Origin of the sequence: Pseudomonas lurida, assembly GCF_002563895.1 — a bacterium.
Classification (GTDB): domain Bacteria; phylum Pseudomonadota; class Gammaproteobacteria; order Pseudomonadales; family Pseudomonadaceae; genus Aquipseudomonas; species Aquipseudomonas lurida.
The window spans coordinates 1,920,473-1,941,737 of the sequence record NZ_PDJB01000001.1 but is presented as its reverse complement, the minus strand read 5'-3'; the positions used below and the strand labels follow the sequence as shown (position 1 = coordinate 1,941,737).

Below are 21,265 nucleotides of genomic sequence, written 5' to 3'. Positions count from 1 at the left end.
TATACGTGAAGCGCGGTTCTAGCTGCCCCCTACAACTCGAAACGCAGCTCCGGCCAGATCGGCGGTGTACCCCGCTTCTGGGACTCCAGGATGGCACGGCATAACGGGCACAGGCGCTGGTCCTGGAAGATCGAACGATCGACCCGCGACCAACGCGGTTGCGCAGGCAATAGCGTGCCACACAGCGTGCGATCGATGGAGCCGCCCAGTTCCAATTGACGCGTCACCAGATGCACCCGCACTTCCTGGCAGGCGAACAGATCCAGCTGCTCGTCCGGCTCGATCAGTTGGTAGTTAAACAGGGACCAGGCAGGACGCGACATCAAGGGCTCCAAATCGGGGGGGCGCCACCTTAGCCGAAAGCCTGCCGGTAGAAAAGCGTCATAACAGCGGTTTTAGCGTCGGCCAGACATTTTCCAGCAACTTGCCCTGGGCACCGACCGCCGGGTGCAACTGATCGGCCTGCATCAGCTCGGGATGACCGCCCACGCCTTCGAGGAAAAACGGCACCAGCGGGACATTTTTTTCCTTGGCCAACGCGCCATAGACTTCGGCAAACGCGGTGGTGTATCGCGGGCCATAATTGGGCGGCAACTGCATCCCCAACAGCAACACCTTGGCACCACCGGCCTTGGACTGGTCAATCATCGACGCAAGATTTTGTTGCAATTGCGCAGGCGGCTGACCGCGCAGGCCGTCGTTGCCACCCAACTCGATCACCACCACGTCCGGCTTATGCTCTGCAAGCGCCGCCGGCAGCCGCGCCAGGCCTCCCGCGCTGGTATCGCCGCTGATGGAAGCATTGACCACTTTATCGTCGAAACCTTCCTGCTTGAGCCGTTGCTGCAACAGGGCAACCCACCCTTTGCTGGTATCCAGGCCGAAACCGGCACTGATACTATCGCCAACGATCAGGACTGTACCCGCCGCTGCGTTCTGGGCCATGCACATCAAGGCCAGGCCAGCACTCAAAAACCACATTCGCATCGGATTCTCCATGGGCGCAAGCATTCTCACCGCGCGGAACCTTAGCAAAGTGGTTCCCAGCGCGGAAGGTGAACTGACTATCCTGCACGAACTGAGCCTGGAACTGAACAAGGGCGATAGCCTTGCTATCGTCGGTGCTTCCGGTTCCGGCAAATCCACCCTTCTGGGCCTGCTGGCCGGCCTCGACCTGCCCAGCAGCGGCGAAGTCACCCTCGCCGGGCAAGCCCTCAGCACCCTCGACGAAGACCAGCGCGCGCGCATCCGTGCCGAGCATGTAGGTTTTGTCTTCCAGTCGTTCCAACTGCTCGACAGCCTCAACGCGCTGGAAAACGTCATGCTGCCGCTGGAGCTGGATGGCCGCAAGGACGCCCGCGAGCGCGCCCGGCACCTGCTGGAGCGCGTAGGCCTGGGCCAACGCCTGACCCATTCGCCGCGCCAACTCTCCGGTGGCGAGCAGCAACGGGTGGCCATTGCCCGCGCCTTTGCCGCAGAGCCGGATGTGCTGTTTGCCGATGAACCCACCGGCAACCTCGACAGCCACACGGGCGAGCGCATCAGCGACCTGCTGTTCGAACTCAACAAAGAGAGCGGCACGACCCTGGTACTGGTCACCCACGACGAGCGCCTGGCCCATCGTTGCCGGCGCCTGATCCGCCTTGAAGCCGGCCTGATGGTCGCGCCCCTGGAGCCTTGATGGCACGTTTGCCGCTGTTGCGCCTGTTCAGCCTTGCCATGCGCCAATTACTGCGCGATGCCCGCGCCGGCGAATTGCGCGTGTTGTTCTTCGCCCTGTTGGTGGCCGTCGCTGCCAGCACCGCCATCGGTTACTTCGGCGCGCGCCTCAATGGCGCGATGCTGTTGCGCGCCACCGAATTCCTGGGCGCCGACCTGGTGCTCGAAGGCAGCTCGCCGGCCCGTCCCGAGCAGATCCAGTCCGGCACCGAGCTGGGCCTGGATCACGCCCGCGTCGTTGAGTTCTCCAGCGTCATTGCCACCGATAACGATATCCAGCTTTCCAGCATCAAGGCAGTCAACGAACAGTACCCGCTGCGCGGTGAACTCAAGAGCGCCGCGGCGCCCTTCGGCGATGAAACGCCGGGCGGTGGCCCCAAACCTGGTGAAGCCTGGGTGGAAGCACGACTGCTGACCGCACTGGACCTCAAGGTCGGCGACAGCATCGATGTGGGCATGAAGACGCTGCGCCTCGCCCGCGTCCTTACCTATGAGCCGGACCGCGCCGGTAACTTCTACAGCCTCACACCCAGGGTGATGATCAACCTGGCGGACCTGGATGCCACCGGCGTGGTGCAACCCGGCAGCCGCGTCAGTTACCGCGAATTATGGCGCGGGCCACAGGGCAGCACGGTGCTGCAAACCTATCGTGACCTGGTCAAGCCGGGGCTCGCCGCCAACCAGCGCCTGCAGGACTCGCGCGATGGCAACCAGCAGATCGGTGGAGCCCTGGGCAAGGCCGAGCGCTACCTGAACATGGCCAGCCTGGTGGCAGTGCTGTTGGCGGGTGTCGCCGTGGCGCTGTCGGCCAATCGCTTCGCCACCCGACGTTTCGACGCCAGTGCATTGCTGCGCTGCCTGGGGTTGTCACGGCGTGAAGCCATGTTGCTGTTCAGCCTGCAACTGAGCGTCCTGGGGCTGCTGGCCAGCCTGACCGGCGCCCTGCTCGGCTGGCTGGCGCAGTTCGGTCTGTTCTACTTCCTCCACGACCTGCTGCCGGCAGACGTTCCACCCGGCGGGCTGCTACCGGCGATTGCCGGGATCGGCACCGGCCTCGTCGCACTCGCCGGCTTTGCCCTGCCGCCCCTGGCCGCACTGGGTCGGGTGCCACCGCTACGGGTGTTGCGCCGAGACCTGCTGCCGATTCCTTCCAGTACCTGGATGGTCTACGGCGCGGCGTTGTTTGCATTGGGGCTGATCATGTGGCGCCTGAGCCTCGACCTGGTGCTGACCTTCGCGCTGCTCGGCGGCGGCGTGGTGGCTGCACTGGTGCTTGGCGGCCTGCTGCTGCTTTTGCTGCAAAGCCTGCGTCGCCTGCTGGCACGTGCCTCCCTGCCATGGCGCCTGGGCCTGGGCCAGTTGCTGCGCCACCCGCTGGCGGCGGCCGGTCAATCCCTGGCGTTTGGCTTGATCCTGCTGTCCATGGGCTTGATCGCCCTGTTGCGCGGCGAGTTGCTCGACACCTGGCAAAACCAGTTGCCCAAGGACGCGCCCAACTATTTTGCCCTGAATATCCTGCCCGCCGACAAGGAAGCCTTTGGCACCCGCCTGCTGGAAGTGCAGGCGCAATCCGCGCCACTGTACCCCGTGGTGCCGGGTCGCCTGATCAGTATCAATGGCGAACCCGTGCAGGAAATCGTCAGCAAAGACTCCAGTGGCGATCGTGCGGTACAACGCGACCTGAGCCTGACCTGGGCCGCCGACCTGCCGCCAGGCAACGTCCTCACAGAGGGCTCGTGGTGGTCACAGCAACCCACCGATGAAATCCCTGGTGTCTCCGTAGAAGCCAAGGTGGCGCAAAGCCTCAAGCTGAAGCTCAATGACCACCTGGTGTTCACGGTGGGCGGGGAAAATCGTGAGGCGCGGGTGACCAGCCTGCGGACCATCAACTGGGATAACTTCCAACCCAACTTCTTCATGATTTTCCAGCCGGGCACCTTGAAGGACCTGCCGACCACCTACCTGACCAGCTTCTATCTTGCGCCAGGGCATGACCAACAGATCGTTGACCTGTCCCGGGCGTTCCCGGCGGTGACCATCCTGCAAGTCGAAGCGTTGTTGGAGCAACTGCGCAGCATCCTCGCCCAAGTGACCCTGGCGGTGGAGTACGTGCTGCTGTTTGTACTGGCGGCGGGAATGGCGGTGTTGTTCTCCGGCCTGCAAGCCACCCTGGATGAACGTATCCGCCAAGGCGCCCTGCTGCGCGCACTGGGCGCCGAACGCAAGCTGTTGGTCAAGGCCAGGCGTATCGAGTTTGGCTTGCTGGGTGCCGTCAGCGGGCTGCTGGCGGCCCTGGGCACGGAGCTGGTGACGTTCGTGCTGTACCGCTACGCGTTTGACCTGGCGTGGCAGCCTCACCCGTGGCTGCTGTTGCTGCCGGTGATCGGTGCCGTGCTGATCGGTGGTGCCGGCGTGTTTGGCACTCGTCGCGCATTGAATGCCAGCCCGCTGACCGTACTGCGCGAAGGTTGAAACGCCGTTGGCCCGCCTGCCTCACAGCGTGCGGGCCAACGCGGCTCACTTCACGTACTCGATCTTGGTGATCCACCAGCACACTTCACCACTTGGGGTTTGCACGATGGCCTCATCGTCCACTTCCTTGCGCAACAGCGCACGGGCCATGGGTGAGTCGATGGAGATGTAATCCATGCGATCGTAAATCTCGTCATAGCCGACGATGCGAAAACGCTTGGTCTCACCCTGCTCGTTTTCGATTTCCACCCAGGCACCGAAAAAAACCTTGCCCTCCTGCTCGGGCATGTACTCCACCACGCGCATGTCTTCGAGGCGCTTGCGCAGGTAACGCACACGGCGATCGATCTCACGCAGCAGTTTCTTGTTGTACTGGTAGTCCGCATTCTCGCTCCGGTCTCCCAGCGAGGCGGCCCAGGTCACTTTGCGCGTGGTATCCGGGCGCTTTTCACGCCACAGGTAATCCAGCTCCTTCTTCAGCGCCTCATGACCCTCTTTGGTAATCAGCTTGGTACTCAAACGCTTACATCCCCAGGCAATGTCCATAAGTGCCGATCCGCTCGGGGTTCAGACCCAGGCTTCGGTTGGCTGGCGTTGATGATAAATGAACCCGGGAAAGTAGCCACAACAGTCTAGCTGTCCAACACCTGATCCAGTTCAAGCAGCAGGCCCCGCAGGCTCTGCCGCACACCCGCCACCTGCGACATCATCACCGTCAGCGCTTCGGTCCTCTGGCTGACGGCAAGCGACTGATCCTGCACGAGAGTGGTGCGTTGCTCCAGGTCTCGAACCTTCTCATCCAGTTGACCCTGCTCCTGCTGCAACCGTGCTTGCCATTGCTCAAGGGCCGATTCCCGTTCGATTACCACGCGTTTTTGCTGGGTCAGCTCTTGAGCCACCCGGGCGAGATTGGTCAATGTGCTGTCCACCTCGAACAAAGTGCTGTGGTCACCCGACGATGGGAGTGTCAGGGGCGCCTGCACCTCGGGCCCAGGTTGGACGTCAGGTGCGGCCTGCCCCATGACCACAGGCGCTTCGACAGGTGACTGCCGGATCTCCTCGACGGGATGTTCTTGCACTGGCGTATGTTCTGGCCTGGAGGGATTCGGCCCCCTGGGAGGTGAGATCATTTGCGACGAAAATCGAATGGACGGCACGATCACAGAGGCGCTTTCAATGGCCGGTAGCGTTGGCGCCGACATGCCCAGCGTGATCACTTTCATCACCAACGCCTTCTTGATGATCACCGAGTGATGGTCCTCGGGCCTGGCAGGCGGCAGCTTGCAACCTTTCAAGTCGACAAAGTGATAGGGCACTTGGGTTTCGGTGACGGCACCCGCCTTCGCTCCCGCAGAAGCCAACGTCAATATTTGCTTGAACACCTGCAATGCCACCTGCAGGTCTTCCTTGGACTCAATTGCGCCGAGGAAGTACCGGTCCAGCTTCTTACGCAACGCAGCGATATAAACCCTGGAACTTTCCGGCTCTACCTCTTCATCCAGGCTATAAACGAGAAAGTTGGAGCCCGTCTGACCTACAGCAAACCCACAGAGCAGTGCGCCGTTAACCGGAGCATCCTGCCCGTTGCGTTCAAGAACAAGGGTACGTAGCAGCATCATCGCATTCAGGCCTCAATATGCAGGGTAACAAGTTTATCCAAACAAGAAGTAAACACTCGAAAATTGGACACTCCAAAACACCCCACATTGTTTCAGCGACTTACCCGCCTCGCACGTAGGACTTCTCTTATTAAGGCTGTTCGGCGTTCCCAAAAAAGCCCAATACCCGTACCCTTTTTTAACGCCCTCTCGTCACGCCAAACTTATTCGGTAAAAAAATGATCGAAATAAGCAATCTGACAAAATACACGGGTCACACAACTATCATCAGCGACTTTTCATTCAGCGCTCATCCACAAGAATGCCTGGGGCTATTTGGAAAAGATCCCACCACCAAAACAGCATTGCTCAATTTAATAGCCGGTTCGACGCAGCCCTCCAGCGGTTATATCAATATCCAGGGGTTCAATACTCAAACCCATGCACTTCACGCGAGGCAGTTCGTCGGCTATCAATATTCCAGCGACCTCGGCCACCCGACGATGACCGTCAAAGCGTTCCTGAACTTCATCGCCGCCATTCGCGGGTTCCATGGCGCCGAAAAGCGCGCCAGGGTGGAGCAGGCTGTCGTACGGCTGGAGCTGTTTGCGGTACTCAATGCCCCCCTCGACGCCCTCTCCATGGCCTGGAAGCGCAAAGTCGCAATCGCCCAAGCCATCCTGCATGGCCCGACCCTGTTACTGCTGGATGAGCCAACCGAAGGGCTCGCACCGGATCAGAAACATGCATTCAGGGCGCTTATCCAATCCCTGACACACGAAATGACCGTGGTCATTGCCTCTCGTCACTGTGATGAATTGTCCGAAGTGTGTACCCGTGCCTTGGTGATTGCGGACGGTCGCCTGGTGGCCGATACCGCCCTGCCCGATCTGCAGCGCAGTTCCCGTCACTTCCAGGCGGTCACCCTTGCCGCAGAGAGCCCGTTGGATCTACTGGCACTGGCCGTACTACCCGGCGTGGCAGGCATCGAAGAGCATCGGCACGCACCCGGCACAGTGACGGTTCTCGCCATGCCAGGGCATAGCATCTATGCCCCTATCAACACACTGATTGCCAACCGCCGCTGGAAAATCAACGCCCTGAACCTTGAGCCAGGTCGCCTGAATGATGTGGTCCACCACCTGAGCCAAGAGGCGTCCGCTTGAAACTATTGCCCATCATTCTAAAACGTCAGCTCGTCAGCTATGCCCACACCCCCGGTACTTACCTGAGCATTGCCATCTTCCTGGCGCTGTCAGTGACATCCGGGTTGTACGTCAGCCCGTGGCCGGAGCAAAACGGGACCGACTTGCAGGTGTTCTTCCACTTCCACCCCTGGCTGTATCTACTGCTGGTTCCCGCCTTGGCGACCCACCTGTGGGCAGATGAAGCCAACGCGGTTTTCTTCGCACTGATGAAAACCCTGCCGATTACGACGTTCGAATGGGTCATCGGAAAATTCCTCGCCGCCTGGCTCGTAGCAGGCACAGCCCTGTTGCTGCTGTTTCCTCTCGTTGTCATTGCCAACTACCTGGGTGAAGCAGACAACCGTGTTATCGCCTCACAATTCGTGGCGAGCTGGTTACTGGCGGGCAGCTACCTGTCGGCCGGTTGTTTTATATGTGCCCTTGTACGGCAACGCACACTCATTTTCGTACTGACCCTGTCTTTATTACTGGCCGCCAGTGGGCTTTCTGCTCTATTGGATGCGCTTGAACACCAATCCCCTTTATGGTTGATCGACAGCCTGGCCTCCCTTAATCCTATGGTGCGATTCAGCAGTATTGACGAAGGAAAACTTACACTTCGCGATACGCTTTACTTTGTCAGCATGATCTTCGGCTTTCTCGCTGCGACGACAGTCACCTTCAACTACAAACACAGCTGAGAAGGTAACACCTTAATGCGGTCCACTCTGCGTACCGGTATGACACTTACTGTCATTCTGCTGCTGTTCCTGGCGTTCAACCTGGTTTGGGTAGGTAAACTTCCTGATGTTCGGTGGGATGTTTCTCAATCGAAAACGCACACCCTGTCGCCGCCCGTAGAGCAATTTATTGCCACGCTGGAAGAGCCGGTGGACTTGTATTATTTCAATTCGAACAACGCCCCCAAAAGACACTACGCCGTGAAACGCTACAGCAAGCGTATTGAAGATCGGCTCAAGGAATACGAACAACACGCCAAGGGCATGATCAACCTGCACATTATTGAACCTTCCCCATTCTCGGAAGATGCCTACAAAGCACGACTCTCCGGACTCGACGACAACGCTGGGTTTCTCGGCCTTATCGGCACCCGCGCCGGCCATGGTGTACGGCGGATCGGATCCTTCAGTCTCGACCGGGAGCCCTTGGTCGAGTATGAAATCAGCCATCTGCTCTATAAGTTGCAGCACCCCAAGCGCCCGACTATTGCCTTGTTGTCGGGGCTGGCCATCGAGGAATCCGCAGGCCGGCTGCTGCAGGAACTGCGGCGAGAATTCGATGTGGTCAATCTTGAGCCGACGGCTGCGCAGGTGCCCGGGCATATTCGAACACTCATGGTTGTGCACCCACAGGCGTTGCCTGAGCGAACCCTGTACGGGATTGAGCAATTTGTATTGAGGGGCGGCAGGGTGATGATGTTTATCGACCCCTTGACCGAGCAAGCCTCGAACGCGCCGCCTGCCAACCCACGGCTGGACGATTTGCTTGCGGCCTGGGGTCTGCAGATGCCTGCGGACAAGCGGTTGGTCGACTACCGCTACACGCCCTGGGACGCGCCGGGGGCCCTCCACCAAGTCAGGTTGAACCTGCCCCGCCAGGCGATGAACACAAACGACATCAGCACATGGAACCTCAACGGGGTAACCGTATCGAGTAGCGGTGCACTCTCAGGGCTGAACAAAAGTCGCACGACCTTCATTCCCCTTCTGCAAAGTTCCGAGCAAGCCGTGCTGCTGGAACCGAACAGCTTTACCGGTGCAAACACGTTCGATGCATTGATGGAGGAGGCGTCGAACCAGGCGCGACGCCATGTCGTCGCGGCGCGTATCGAAGGGCCGAGCTATTCGGTGTTCCCCGATGGCATCAAGGGCCAGCCGCCTGGCCTGCAGACGGCGGCGCAGATCCATGTCGTGGTGATTGCGGACACTGACATGCTGACAGACAAGGTCAGCAGCCCGGCACCGGACAGCAACGCGCTGTTTGTCCTGAACACGCTGGATAACCTGTCCGCCCCCGACACACTTGCCGCTATTCGCTCGCGCGGGGCGCCGCAACGAACACCGACGGTGCTGGAGGGCATGCGCAACGTCGCAAACCAGGCCTATCGCTTGAAGGCCAGTGAACTGGAGCGGCGCCTGCACCGGACGGAGTTGGAATGGCAACGGCTGAGCCCCTGGACAACCGGCCTTGGCACACAGGCCGTGGACACCACCACCCAGCTACAAGCACTCAACAAGGAACGCCTGCGCCTTCCCATGGAGCTGCATGCCTTGCAACGGGAAGCCCATGCCCCGTTGCGTCGTCTGGTACTGGCCATAAAGCTGTGGGTGACCTTGGCGATACCGCTGGCATTATGCTTGGTCGCCTGGCTGATCTTTCTCGGCCAGCACCGTCGTCGCCTGCACGCTAACAGCCTGATTCACTGAACGTTCAGCGACGGGCGATCAACCCTTGTCGGGCAATGCGGGTCAAATGGCGGATGACCTCATCGGCATCGCTGGCGCTGGGGGCCTGGATAACGGCGAGATCAAAGCTGTCGCTGGCAAAACGCGCAAGGGAATCGCCATCTTCAACAAACTGGATGAGGAATGCCGAGGGTCGGCCAGTCCGGCGCGGCCAGCCATCCAGGTAACGCAACAGCGTCGGCTGGTGCTTGCCACCCAGGAGAATTTTCGGATTGCGTTGAGTGAGGTCCGCGGTGATCGGGGCCAGGCGTATCAGGGGGCTTGGTGCATTCATCGTGTCGTGTCTCTGCCTCAAAAGTCTGCGGGCAGGTGAGAGGCAACACCGAACCAGCGCTTTAGCGGAATTTCGAAGCATGGAGCATGCTTCTGTCGGGACCGAGAACGATCACCCATGGCGCCCCGCAATTAGCTGTTTAAATCGGCGCATGAGCGGCATCCTAGAGAAGCCGGTGGGGCGGTGTCAAGAATCCCGAGCAACGAAAAGGCCCGCGCGTGGCGGGCCTGTTCGAGGTCTGGCAGACGAATCAGTGGGCGATGGCGCGGTCCGCTGACAGTTTGCCAGCGCCTTCCAGCAACACCGCCAGGGAGCCGCCGAGCAAGGCCAGCGCGAACTCATAACCGTTGTTGGCCATGAACAGGCCGTTATGGATATGCACCGAGAAGATCGCCACCAGCGACAGGATGGTCAGGCCCAATGCTGCAGGGCGAGCCAGCAGGCCGATGATCAGCGCCAGGCCAGCGAAGAACTCGGTGCCACCCGACAGCAGCGCCATCAGGGTACCCGGTGCCAGGCCAATGCTTTCCATCCACTGGGCAGTGCCCGCCAGGCCGTAGCCGCCAAACCAGCCGAAGAGTTTTTGCGAACCGTGGGCGGCGAAGATGATGCCGACAACGATGCGCAGGAGGGTCAGGCCGTAACCGGCGCGGGTGGACAGGATGCTTTTGATCAGTGGGCTCATGGTGATAATCCTTTTCAAAGTAGGGGTTTGTTGGCCGCTATATTAATCAGTTTAAGCAATGATAAAAGCCGAAAAAATGCCTGATCAATATCGATAAAATCGATTACTTCCGTGAGGCGATTTTCGGCGCTGGCGGCTCCAGGGACTCACGCTCCCGATCGAACGCCAAGTAGTACTTATTCACGCTATTAACATAGCTGACGCCGCCCATCCCTACTTGCTCCATGGCAATGCGTTCAACCTGGAAAAACCACTGATTGGGGTTCAGCCCTCGGCGCTTGGCTTCGGTGCGCATACCCTGCACGCGCTCCGGCCCCATGTTGTAGGCGGCCAGCACAAAGGCCATGCGCTCGCGTTCATTGAGCTTGGGGCTGGCAAAGAACTTGCGGCGGATCATCGCCAGGTAACGCGCACCGGCCTGCACATTACTGTCAAGATTCTCGATATTGTTGACCCCCACTCGCTGCGCGGCCGAGGGCGTGATCTGCATCAAGCCAGTGGGGCCGCCGCTGTTGCGTGCGCCAGGGTCAAGCGCCGACTCCTTGAAGGCGAGTGCCGCAAGGTTGAGCCAGTCCATGCCCTGCTCGCGGGCGTGCTTTTGCAAGACCGGGCGCAGTTTCTCCAGGCGCTGGCGGTCAACGCGGGCCAGAGGGTTACGCACTTGATAGAGGCGACGGTAGATACGCTGGAACGCCACATCCTGGTCAGACGGCGTTCGATAGGTCTTGAGGAACCGATCAATACTGGCCCGCAACATCGACGCATCCTGGCGCACAAACCAGTACTCGTCGCCCGGCGCGCTGATCGCTACCTGCTTGTCGAAACGTAACTTGGGCAGGATCTTCGACCAGCGTTCGGCAATCGGTTTCTCGACGATGGTCAGGTGGAAAATGCCAGCCTGGACCATTTCCAGCACGTCCTCCACGGCCAGGGTTGGATCGACCCATTCCACCTTGATGGGTGGCTGCTTGTGCAGGGCGAGCTTCTGGTTGACCTGGCTAATCGCATCCGCCGCCGCACTGCCGGTGGTCAGCGCCAAGGTGCGACCGGACAGTTGCTCCAACTTGGTAAACCGTCGTTCGCCCTTCACCCCCACGAGCCACAAGGGAACATCGCTGGCAATCGGGTCGCTGGTGCTGATCTTGTGCGCCGCCTTGACATCGAGCAGCTCACCGGGCGCCACCAGGTCACCTTCGCCACGGGCCAGCGCGCCGAGCAACTGGTCCTTGGCCTTGGGAATGATCTTGAGGTTGATATCCCGGCCATCTCGGGCGTGGCCATTGAGGTATTGCTCGAAGGCGCGCAAGCGATGGTATTCGACACCAATGGCCTGGCCTTGCACTTCACCGGAACTGTTACGGCTCTGGTTGACCAAGACACGCAGAGTGCGGCTGGAACGAATCTGCGCCAAGTCGCGGACCTTGCCGGGCTTGGTCACTTCCAGCGGCCCGTCCAGACGTGCAACCGCCGCCATGGGCAGCAGCAACGCCAGGCACAACATAAGCAACGCCGAGGGTCGGATCATCCGCTCTCCGGAAAAGAATACTGGCCAACGCCCTCGCGAAAAACGAGGCGGTGGGGATCAGAAACAGAGCGCTTTATGCGCTGGCAAGGCGTGCAACGGTGGCACCGGGCAAGGCGTACGGCCAACCACAATGTCACTTGCGACGTTCAAAGACAGCTATAACTCTTTGTAGTTCTTCGTTTTTCTTATAAATCTACAGCTCTGATATGCTTTCCGGCCGCAGGCGGAGATAGCACCATGCAACTCATTGATATCGGCGTCAACCTGACCAACCCCAGTTTCGACGAGAAGCACCAGGCTGTGCTCGAGCGTGCCTATGCCGCTGGCGTGCAGCAATTGGTACTCACCGGCACGAGTGTCGAGGGCAGCGAACAGGCCCTGGAACTGTGCGTAAAACTGGATGAAACCGGCCAGCGCCTGTTCAGCACCGCCGGCATCCACCCCCATTCCGCCAGCGACTGGAACAGCGACAGCGCACAGCGTTTGCGCGCGTTGCTCAACGACAGCCGCGTACGCGCAGTGGGTGAATGCGGGCTGGATTTCAACCGGGATTTTTCACCGCGCCCACAGCAGGAAAAAGTCCTGGAAGAGCACCTGGCATTGGCCGTCGAGCTGAAACTGCCGGTGTTCCTCCACGAACGTGACGCCAACCAACGCTTGCTGGACATCCTCAGGGACTACCGCGATCACCTCAGCGCCGCGGTGGTGCATTGCTTCACCGGCGAACAAGCGGCGTTATTCAGCTACCTCGACCTAGACTTGCACATCGGTATCACCGGCTGGATCTGCGACGAACGCCGTGGGACGCACCTGCACCCCCTGGTCAGGGAGATTCCCCTTGGCCGTCTGATGCTGGAAAGCGACGCTCCCTACCTGCTGCCACGGACCCTGCGGCCCAAGCCAAAAAATGGCCGCAACGAACCCGCGTATCTGCCGCAAGTGCTGCGCGAAGTCGCCCTGCATCGCAACGAAAGCATGGAAGACCTGGCCCAGCACAGCACTGACTGCGCCCGCCGCTTTTTTGGGCTGCCCGACGTGGATTGATGCGGCGCATTGACCCATGTCAAAACCGGTTTCCGGGATAGCGGCACAATAATGGCACCTTGCCAATGCTGTTTCCGCTATCAGAGAAAACCTTCCATGGGTGCCTGGCTTAGCAACATCTCGCTGAAGTACAAATTCTGGGCCGTCAACGCGGTCGCCTTCATCACCACCCTGCTGTTGGTGCTCTACGCCGTGCAGCTTGAACAACAGGCCCGCAGCGACGCCTCGCGGGCCTCGGCGCAGGCACAGGCGCACTTGCTCGGCGCCTGGCCCGCTGGCGAAGCGCTGCCCAAGGGCGAACACTGGCTGACGTTCAAGCGCGGCCAAGCCCCACAACTGGCTGGTCAGGACCTGTCAGCCCTGGGCAGCGCCCTTGGCTGGGTCGAACTCAATCACATGCCGTTGTTCGGCGAGAACCCATTGATGGGCGCTGAAGTCATCGCTCGCACCGACGGGCACTCTGTCGCTGTGCTCGCCTATGCGCCCAGCCTGAGCCAGGTGTTCGGCGAACGCTTCGCCAACTATGCGGTGGCGGTCTTGATCTTGATGCTGGCGATGCTTGGCGCTTCGCAATTGCTGATCCGCTTCCTGCTCAGCCAGCTCAACACCCTCAAGGACGTGATGCTGCACGTGGAAAAAACCGGCGACCTGTCGGCCCGCGTGCCGTTGGCGTGCAAGGATGAGGTGGGCCAGATGGCCAGCGCCTTCAATGCCATGCAGGCGGGTTACCAGCGCGTGGTCAACACCGTGGCGCGCACCGCCAAGCAACTCGATGATGGTGCTGCGCGTCTGGCCAGCAGCATGAACGACGTGCAGCACGGCATGCTCGGCCAGCAGAGCGAAACCGACCAGGCCGCCACCGCCATCAACGAGATGACCGCCACCGTCTACCACATCGCCCAGCACGCCAGCGCCACACGGGACCTGTCCCAGACCGCCGACACCCTCGCCGGCAGCGGCCAGGAAGTGGTGACGCGGGTACAGCGCTCGATTGCCGGCCTGTCCACGGGCGTACAACAGACCGCCGAAATGATCCAGAAACTCGCCGAGGACAGCCAGAAAATCAACGGCGTGGTCAGCGTGATCCACAGCATCGCGGAACAGACCAACCTGCTCGCCCTCAACGCCGCCATCGAAGCCGCCCGCGCCGGGGAAATGGGCCGTGGTTTCGCCGTGGTTGCCGACGAAGTGCGCAACCTGGCCAAGCGCGTACAAAGCTCCACCGACGAAATCACCCGCATGGTCTCCGCGCTGCAAGCGGGCACCCGTGATGCGGTGGACTTCATGCAGGAAAGCTCATTCAAGGCTGACGACTGTGTGCAACAAGCCCAAGAGGCCGGGGCCGCCCTCGCCGAAATCACCGGCGCCGTGGCGCAGATGCGCGAAAGCAACACCCAGATCGCCGTCGCCGCTGAACAGCAAAGCCACGTCGCCGAAGAGATGAATCGCGCGGTGGTGAGCATTCGTGATGTAACCGAGAACACCGTGCAGCAGACCGTGGGCTCGGCGACAACCAGCAATGAACTGGCCACCCTGGCCGGGGAATTGAGCAAGGCGATTGGGCAGTTGAAGCTGTAGGACTGTCCAACCTGTAATCCCCTGCCTACGACGGAGCCTCGTTTTGCCCGAGACTTTGGCGAAACGTCCTAGCCTTGCCGGCGAATAGCGCCGACTTCTTTTCCCTACCAACCTCTCCAAAGTCTCTCGCCTGACCAATCAGCGCGAGGGACCGCCGATGTACTTCTCTATCCGTGCCCCACTCAAGGGGTGCGTCTCATGATTCCGGTTATCGCCAAGTTAGTCCTGTCGCCCTTGGATGGCCAGAGGCCGGACGTCAACAGCGTTTTCCGTGACTTCCGAAATTGCCTGAACACCTTTGACGAGTGGGCCGAACGCTTCTGGAGCGTTTCGGCACTGGAAGTGGAGCAGGTGTTCAAGGTCGGAGAGGACGTTTCCCTCGTTGCTCCCGCTTCGTCCAAAAAACCCAACCGCACGGTTGCCACCTGCAAGGCCCAGGGCTCGTTGACCCTGGTGCATATGTTCGAGAGCACCCGGTTCGTGCCTATCGGCAATACGCCGGTGGTGCTGCAAGCCATTGCTGCGGATGACAGTCCGATAAATGAGCCACTCCATCGAATCATTGGCCCCACCGGCATTCTTGTAGTCAACGACTGCACCCGTGATCAGCGCTACCAGATCACCTTCTACCCCAACGTATCCAAGGATCACATCAAAACGCTGTATGCGTCTTATCAGTCGGTAATCGCTGATCTGGAAGTCCGCCTGCGTGATGAATGGAAGAAGACCTTCACGCCGCAATGGAATGACTTCGCCAACGCCACACCCTTCGAGCGCAGCGCGATGCAAGGCGTGGCGTTCTCAACCGGCGTTTCCAAGGCGCTCTACAACCTTTGGGACAACTTCGCCCAGCTGTACGAGCTCTTGGCGGATATCAAGACCAATAGCCAGAAGTTGTTGCAGTACGTCTCCCAGGCAGAACTCGACGAACTGCTGACACTGGGCAAGGACGCCATTGCCCATGGCCTGCTCGTGTTGAGCGATGAGCCGCTGTTGTTTATCTATCTGTCGGCCATGGTCGCCTGGATACGCATGCTGCCACCGCCGCAGATGTACGAATTGCTGGGCGAGATTACCGGCGAGGTGCTGATCAATCTGTTTCTGATCTGGGCGACGCGGGGCATGGGAGTTCGCGTTCGTCTGGGTGTGCAAGTGATGGGGCATATCAAATCCGGCCGCGTGCGTGGATGGCTGGAGATGCTGGCCGATCAGCTCGTCGGGCCCCGCTTGGAAGCGCATGTCGAAGCGGCCAAGCCGTTGTTGCTGGGCAGCGCGGCGATACCGATCCGGGTGATTCCAGATGTGCCTTTGAAGGTTGGGGATCAGGTGGTTTCCAACCCGGTGCCGTTGGTTCGGGACAAGGCCACGCAACGGACGGTGTTGGTGCGCCAGGAGCCTGTGGATGACGTGCCGGCAGCTGCTCGAAACCCCAATGGGGATGCCGCTGCGTCGTCGGACAAAACCGCCACAAACGGTTGCCCGGTGTCGATGGTCACGGGCGAGGAACTGCTGACCCTCACCGATGGGGCCCTGGACGGGATTCTGCCGTTTGAGTGGACACGCTTGTACCGCACCAGTGCAGTGGAAGTGGATTGCGGGTTGGGGTTTGGCTGGAGTCACTCGCTGGCGCATCGGCTGAGTGTTTCCGGCGACTCGGTGGTGTGGACCGACCATGAAAACCGCTCGACCACCCTGCCCTTGCCCACCGTTTCTCGGCCTGCAATCACCAATAGCCTGGCCGAAGCAGCGGTCTACTTGGGGACTGTGCCTGATGAACTGGTGCTGGCTCAGTCGTCACGTTTTTACCACTTTCGCGACGGTGTGCTGACGGCGATCAGCGATGCGTATGACAACCGGTTGCGCGTTTGCCGGGATGTTCTGGGGCGCATTGAGCGGCTGGATAACGGCGTGGGGCGTTCGCTGTTTTTGCGCTATGCCTCGGGCCGGATTGTGGCGGTGGACTACCAGATTCATCGGGCCAAAGACCTTGAGCCTTTTGAATGGGTGACGGAGCATACCGTCGTTTCCTACGCCTATGACGACGCTGGGCGACTGATTTCGGCAACCAATGCGGTCGGTGAAAGCGAGGTTTATCGGTACGACGCTCAGCACGTGATTCTTGAGCGTGGATTGGCCGGTGGGGCGAGTTTCTATTGGGAGTGGGAACGGGCTGGCAAGGCCGCGCGGTGTGTCCGGCATTGGGCGAGTTTCTCGCAGATGGACACGCGGTATGCCTGGGATGACAACGGGCAGGTCACGGTGTTTAACGCCGACGGCAGCCAGGAAGTCTACGTGCATGACCAGCGGGCGCGGCTGGTGCAGCGGGTGGATCCGGAGGGGGCTGAGCACTTCAAGTCCTACGATGACAAAGGCCGGCTGACGGTTGAGCAGGATCCTCTCGGTGCGATCACGGCGTATCAATACGACGAAGCCGGGCACCTGGTGGCGTTGTTTCCGGGAGATGACGAGCCGACGACCTACGAGCATGACAACGGGTTCGTACGGGTTGTGCGGCGTGGTGAAGCAGTCTGGAAATACGAGCGGAATGACCAGGGCGATGTCACGCGTAGGACCGATCCTGACGGCAACGCTACTGACTACAGCTACAACAAATACGGGCAGCTGGTTGGGGTTTGGTATCCAGACCATAGCTGTCAGCGACTGGTGTGGAATGAACGTGGGCAGTTGCTTGAGGAGCAGTTGCCCAATGGTGGAATCAAGCGTTATCGCTATGACGATCTCGGACGACAAGTTGCGCGTGAGGATGAGCATGGTGCGCTGACCCAGTATCAATGGGACAGCGTGGGTCGGTTGATCCGCGTGGTGCTACCGGGCGGCGCGTGCAGGGAATACAGCTACAACGCTTACGGAAAAATCACTTCCGAACGCGATGAACTGGGGAACGTCACCCGCTACGAATACGCCGACGGCCTGCACCTGATCAGCCGCCGCATCAACGCCGATGGAAGCCAGGTCAAGTACCGCTACGACAACGTTCGGCTGCTGCTGACCGAGATCGAGAATGAAGTCGGCGAGACCTACAAACTCGCTTACCACCCTAATGGCCTGATCCAGCAGGAAACCGGGTTTGACGGCCAGCGTACGGCTTACGTCTACGACCTCAACGGCAACCTGCAGGAAAAGACTGAACACGGTGATGACGGCAGTCGGCTGGTTACTCGCTATGAGCGCGACCATGCCAGTCGACTCGTAAGAAAAACCCTGCCCGACGGTAACAAGGTTGATTACGCCTACGACCGCCAAGGCAATCTCCTAAGCGTCGACGACGGCCACTGGGCTTTGGTCTATGAATACGACGTCCAAAATCGCCTCACCGCCGAACACCAAGGCTGGGGCACCCTGCGCTACGGCTACGACGCTTGCGGCCACCTTCATGACCTGCGCCTGCCGGACAACAACCGCCTCACCTTCAACCACGACAAAGGCGGTCACCTCGCCACCGTCGAACTGAACGGCGCAGTACTCACCTCGCACCTCTTTACTGCCGGTCGCGAACAGCAACGCCAACAAGGTCAACTGCTCAGCCACTACCAACACGACCACCAGGGACGCCTGTTCAGCCAGAGCATCAACGACACCGAAGGCCCGCTATACCGCCGTCATTACGACTACGACAAATCCAGCAACCTCACCCGCCTGCTCGACACCCGCAAAGGCGAACACCGCTACCACTACGACCCACTCAGCCGCCTCACCCGCGCCGACCACACCCAAGACGAGCAAGAACGCTTCGGCCATGACCCGGCCGGCAACCTGCTCATGCAAAACCGCCCCGGCCCCGATATCGTCGCCGGCAATCGCCTGATGATCCAGGGTGACCACCATTACGACTACGACGCCTACGGCAACCTGATCCGTGAGCGACGCGGCAAAGGCCACACCCTCGTCACCGAATACCGCTACGACTGCCAGCATCGCCTGATTGGCATTAAGACGCCCAACGGCCAAACCGCCAGCTACCGCTACGACCCGTTTGGGCGGCGAATCAGCAAAACCGTCGATGGCATTACGACCGAGTTCTTCTGGCAAGGCGACACACTCATCGCCGAACACCACGCGAACCGCCACCGCAGCTACCTCTACGAACCCAACACCTTCCGCCCGCTGGTCCTGCTGGAAGGCTTCGGCCCAAAGGAAACCAAGGCCTACCACTACCAACTCGACCACCTCGGCACCCCACAGGAACTCACCGCTCCGGATGGCGAGATCGTCTGGTCTGCGCATTACCGTGCTTACGGCGAAATCAGCCGTCTCGACATAGGAAAAGTCGACAACCCCCTGCGCTTCCAGGGCCAATATTTCGATCAAGAAAGCGGGCTGCACTACAACCGCCATCGCTACTACAATCCGGATGTTGGTCGCTACCTGACGCCGGACCCGGTGAAGTTGGCGGGTGGGATCAATGCGTACCTGTACGTGCCTAATCCGACAGGATGGATTGATCCACTCGGGTTGAATGCCCACTGCCCACCCAAAGGTACGAAAAGGCCAGAATGTGGCAAACCTACGGAACCTTCCGCGCCGGAAGTATCAAGGAATGGAGCTTTCAAACAGGCGAAGGCCGATGCGGGAATACCGCGTGTACAACACCCCGATGCCGTAGTTGATCCTAGATTAGGAACAATGAGGCAATACTCACTTGTATCGATGAGAGATCAGCAGAGAAACGAAATTCTAGATGCGCAAGGAAAGCCAGTGATGACTCGAGAGTATGAATTCACGCGGATGGACGGCTCCAAGGTTCTCATTCAGGATCATGGGGCTGGTCACAAATTTTCAACACCTGACGGAAAGGGTGATCAAGCAGCGCATTTCAATCTTCGACCGAAATTCAGGCCGAGAAATGGAAAATTAGATGGCGCGAAAGACCATTATTATTTCAAGGATAAAAAATGAAATATTGGAACGAATTAGAAAACACTATTTTTTTCAACAAGGTATTCACTTACCCAGTAGAGATAGGCGAAATAACGCTTTTTTCCGTGACCATTGACAACGACCGCCCCAATATAGGTTTAGGTTTTGACATTTCTGAAACACCTGACGCCCCTCCGGAAAAGTGGATCAAAGAGGGGTTTAACACATGCAGAATCGGCTTGGATTGCGGAGGCTTGAGCGACGTCAAAATCAAAAATATCCCGACTAAAGAAACGTTAAAAATGGTGATAACTAAGCACGAAAACTATTTTGAGTTGCAAGCAACGTCCAAGTCTTCGGTAATCGAATTAAAAGCCAAATATATTTCTCTCTGCGGTCCAGCCGTATACATCAACGACCAAGATTCAGCTTGTGGCTAGGTATGCCAATTCTGTTAGACAGTGATAGCAAAATCATTGATCGAACTGGGTACGGGCTCTATGACCCCCATAGCCAGCCCCAATTCGCCCCCCCACCCAACCCCACCTAAACTCTTTCCATGTTGTTTCAACGGACAGAGGATTCATCATCATGGGCAAACGTCATCCCAATCTCCCCGCCTGGCAATGGCGTAACTACCCGCAGAACCATCAGCACCCGACCAACCTGGCGTTGCACCTGATTGCCGTGCCGCTGTTCATCATCGGGTTTCTGTTGATTGTATCCGGGGTGTTCAGCCTGAGCCTGGCGAGTTTTGCCGTGGGTGTCATCGGTGTCCTGGCCGGCCTGGCGTTGCAACGTCATGGCCATCGCCTGGAAGCCCAGGCCAGTGAGCCGTTCAGTGATCGTAAAGACGCGGTACAACGCCTGGTGGTCGAACAGTTCGTGACCTTTCCGCGCTTTGTGTTGAGCGGTGGCTGGTGGCGTGCCTGGCGGCAGCGCCACAGGCACTGAGTTCAGGCGAAAACCACCACGGTCTGGCGGCTGATGGCGATCAGTTCGCCGGTCGGGCTCCAGAGGGCGGCGGCGGCGTGGCCGTAGCCATCACGGGCGTGTTCGATCGTGACGTGGTACTGGCACCAGTCCAGGGTCGTGAGGTCTTGCAGAGGCTGGATGAACTCGATGGTCCAGGTCAGAGTGCTGCCCGGTGCCGGTTTTTTGAGGTGGGGCAGTAATGCCGGGGGCCAGGCATCGACCAGGGCGAGGATATGCGCCTCGGTCAGTGGCTCTTCTTTCACATCGCCGCGCAACCGGACCCAGCCGCCCATCTCGCGGGATTTATGACCGGTGAACGGCAAACCACCCACACTCCAGCGCATCGCCAGGTGACGCATGAACTCAGGGGTGACGCCCTTGATATAGGGCAGCTCCTGGCACTCCTCCCAATGCTTGAACACCGGCGGCGCTTCGCTCTCCACCGCGATTTCCGATTCGCGGGCCGCGCCGAAACTGGCTTGTACCAGTGTCGCCACTTCACCGTTCTGCACCACACGACCAAGCAATTGGCTGACCGCCTTGCCTTCGCGCAGTACTTCGACTTGATAACTGGCAGGAACGTCCGGCGCTACCGGGCCAACGAAGGTGATTGCCAATGATCGTAGAGACCGATCGGCCGGAACCTGTGCACGCAGGGCTTCGTATTGCAATGCAGCCACCAGGCCACCGAAGGTCGCGCGGCCCTGGGCCCAGTCGGCGGGAATGGTGACATCCAACGGGTTGCTGCGGGCGGCGTCGAGCAAATCACTAAAGCGCATGGCAGTCTCACATCGAAAGAAACAGATGGGGGGATCTTAACCATCGAGCCGGTCAGGTACAGCGC

General features: G+C 59.6%; 18 protein-coding genes. 10 read left to right on the top strand and 8 right to left on the bottom strand.

Annotated elements, in window-relative coordinates; translation table 11 throughout:
- Positions 1–29 precede the first annotated feature (29 nt).
- Together ATH90_RS08875 and ATH90_RS08870 are read right to left on the bottom strand one after the other, a co-directional pair.
- On the bottom strand, positions 30–323 hold the full coding sequence (locus tag ATH90_RS08875) for a hypothetical protein (protein WP_025859175.1): 294 nt from the start codon (positions 321–323) through the stop codon (positions 30–32).
- Between the two features lie 58 nt (positions 324–381).
- Entirely contained in the window at positions 382–987 is a 606-nt protein-coding gene (locus tag ATH90_RS08870; RefSeq protein WP_034102762.1) for an arylesterase, read from the bottom strand.
- A gap of 10 nt (positions 988–997) precedes the next feature.
- On the opposite strand from ATH90_RS08870, the gene ATH90_RS08865 reads away from it, so the two are divergent.
- Both ATH90_RS08865 and ATH90_RS08860 read left to right on the top strand, forming a co-directional pair.
- Positions 998–1,681 carry an ABC transporter ATP-binding protein gene (locus tag ATH90_RS08865; RefSeq protein ID WP_010176179.1) on the top strand — a complete coding sequence of 228 codons (684 nt, stop codon included), beginning with the start codon at positions 998–1,000 and terminating at the stop codon, positions 1,679–1,681.
- Positions 1,681–4,191 carry an ABC transporter permease gene (locus tag ATH90_RS08860; protein ID WP_098466101.1) on the top strand — a complete coding sequence of 837 codons (2,511 nt, stop codon included), beginning with the start codon at positions 1,681–1,683 and terminating at the stop codon, positions 4,189–4,191. Before ATH90_RS08865 ends, ATH90_RS08860 begins: the two co-directional genes overlap by 1 nt.
- A 45-nt stretch (positions 4,192–4,236) precedes the next feature.
- On the opposite strand, the gene greB is transcribed toward ATH90_RS08860, so the two are convergent.
- Together greB and ATH90_RS08850 are read right to left on the bottom strand one after the other, a co-directional pair.
- Positions 4,237–4,710 carry a transcription elongation factor GreB gene (greB, locus tag ATH90_RS08855; protein ID WP_034102991.1) on the bottom strand — a complete coding sequence of 158 codons (474 nt, stop codon included), beginning with the start codon at positions 4,708–4,710 and terminating at the stop codon, positions 4,237–4,239.
- Positions 4,711–4,823: 113 nt separating this feature from the next.
- Positions 4,824–5,810, bottom strand: coding sequence for a hypothetical protein (locus ATH90_RS08850; RefSeq protein WP_098466100.1), 987 nt, complete (start codon positions 5,808–5,810; stop codon positions 4,824–4,826).
- Positions 5,811–6,028: 218 nt separating this feature from the next.
- Between ATH90_RS08850 and ATH90_RS08845 the strand changes: the two genes are divergently transcribed.
- From ATH90_RS08845 to ATH90_RS08835, 3 genes are read left to right on the top strand one after another with little or no spacing between them, the layout of a single operon-like run.
- Positions 6,029–6,955 (top strand): ABC transporter ATP-binding protein, encoded by a 927-nt coding sequence (locus ATH90_RS08845; protein ID WP_069022496.1) that lies wholly within the window; start codon positions 6,029–6,031, stop codon positions 6,953–6,955.
- Positions 6,952–7,677: an ABC transporter permease gene (locus ATH90_RS08840; protein WP_069022494.1), complete on the top strand. Its 726-nt coding sequence runs from the start codon at positions 6,952–6,954 to the stop codon at positions 7,675–7,677. Before ATH90_RS08845 ends, ATH90_RS08840 begins: the two co-directional genes overlap by 4 nt.
- A gap of 15 nt (positions 7,678–7,692) precedes the next feature.
- The gene (locus ATH90_RS08835; protein WP_098466099.1) at positions 7,693–9,423 is read left to right on the top strand and encodes a Gldg family protein; all 1,731 of its coding nucleotides are present in this window, start codon (positions 7,693–7,695) and stop codon (positions 9,421–9,423) included.
- A 4-nt stretch (positions 9,424–9,427) separates the two neighbouring features.
- Here the strand turns inward: ATH90_RS08835 and ATH90_RS08830 are convergent, their stop codons facing one another.
- From ATH90_RS08830 to ATH90_RS08820, 3 genes are all read right to left on the bottom strand, one after another.
- Positions 9,428–9,736 carry a hypothetical protein gene (locus ATH90_RS08830; protein ID WP_069022490.1) on the bottom strand — a complete coding sequence of 103 codons (309 nt, stop codon included), beginning with the start codon at positions 9,734–9,736 and terminating at the stop codon, positions 9,428–9,430.
- A 250-nt stretch (positions 9,737–9,986) separates the two neighbouring features.
- On the bottom strand, positions 9,987–10,421 hold the full coding sequence (locus tag ATH90_RS08825) for a DoxX family protein (protein WP_012722970.1): 435 nt from the start codon (positions 10,419–10,421) through the stop codon (positions 9,987–9,989).
- Between the two features lie 103 nt (positions 10,422–10,524).
- Positions 10,525–11,946 carry an MltF family protein gene (locus ATH90_RS08820; protein WP_098466098.1) on the bottom strand — a complete coding sequence of 474 codons (1,422 nt, stop codon included), beginning with the start codon at positions 11,944–11,946 and terminating at the stop codon, positions 10,525–10,527.
- 237 nt (positions 11,947–12,183) lie between these two features.
- On the opposite strand from ATH90_RS08820, the gene ATH90_RS08815 reads away from it, so the two are divergent.
- From ATH90_RS08815 to ATH90_RS08795, 5 genes are all read left to right on the top strand, one after another.
- A complete protein-coding gene (locus ATH90_RS08815) occupies positions 12,184–12,990 on the top strand; it encodes a TatD family hydrolase (RefSeq protein ID WP_098466097.1) in 807 nt (268 codons plus the stop codon).
- Between the two features lie 96 nt (positions 12,991–13,086).
- Positions 13,087–14,568: a methyl-accepting chemotaxis protein gene (locus ATH90_RS08810; protein WP_098466096.1), complete on the top strand. Its 1,482-nt coding sequence runs from the start codon at positions 13,087–13,089 to the stop codon at positions 14,566–14,568.
- Positions 14,569–14,766: 198 nt separating this feature from the next.
- Positions 14,767–19,485: an RHS repeat-associated core domain-containing protein gene (locus tag ATH90_RS08805; RefSeq protein ID WP_098466095.1), complete on the top strand. Its 4,719-nt coding sequence runs from the start codon at positions 14,767–14,769 to the stop codon at positions 19,483–19,485.
- Complete coding sequence (locus ATH90_RS08800; protein ID WP_069022483.1) at positions 19,482–19,886, top strand: Imm50 family immunity protein; 405 nt, start codon at positions 19,482–19,484, stop codon at positions 19,884–19,886. Before ATH90_RS08805 ends, ATH90_RS08800 begins: the two co-directional genes overlap by 4 nt.
- Positions 19,887–20,037: 151 nt before the next feature.
- Positions 20,038–20,400, top strand: coding sequence for an Mpo1-like protein (locus ATH90_RS08795; RefSeq protein WP_034102708.1), 363 nt, complete (start codon positions 20,038–20,040; stop codon positions 20,398–20,400).
- Between the two features lie 2 nt (positions 20,401–20,402).
- On the opposite strand, the gene ATH90_RS08790 is transcribed toward ATH90_RS08795, so the two are convergent.
- On the bottom strand, positions 20,403–21,200 hold the full coding sequence (locus tag ATH90_RS08790; protein WP_034102706.1) for an acyl-CoA thioesterase: 798 nt from the start codon (positions 21,198–21,200) through the stop codon (positions 20,403–20,405).
- Positions 21,201–21,265 lie beyond the last annotated feature (65 nt).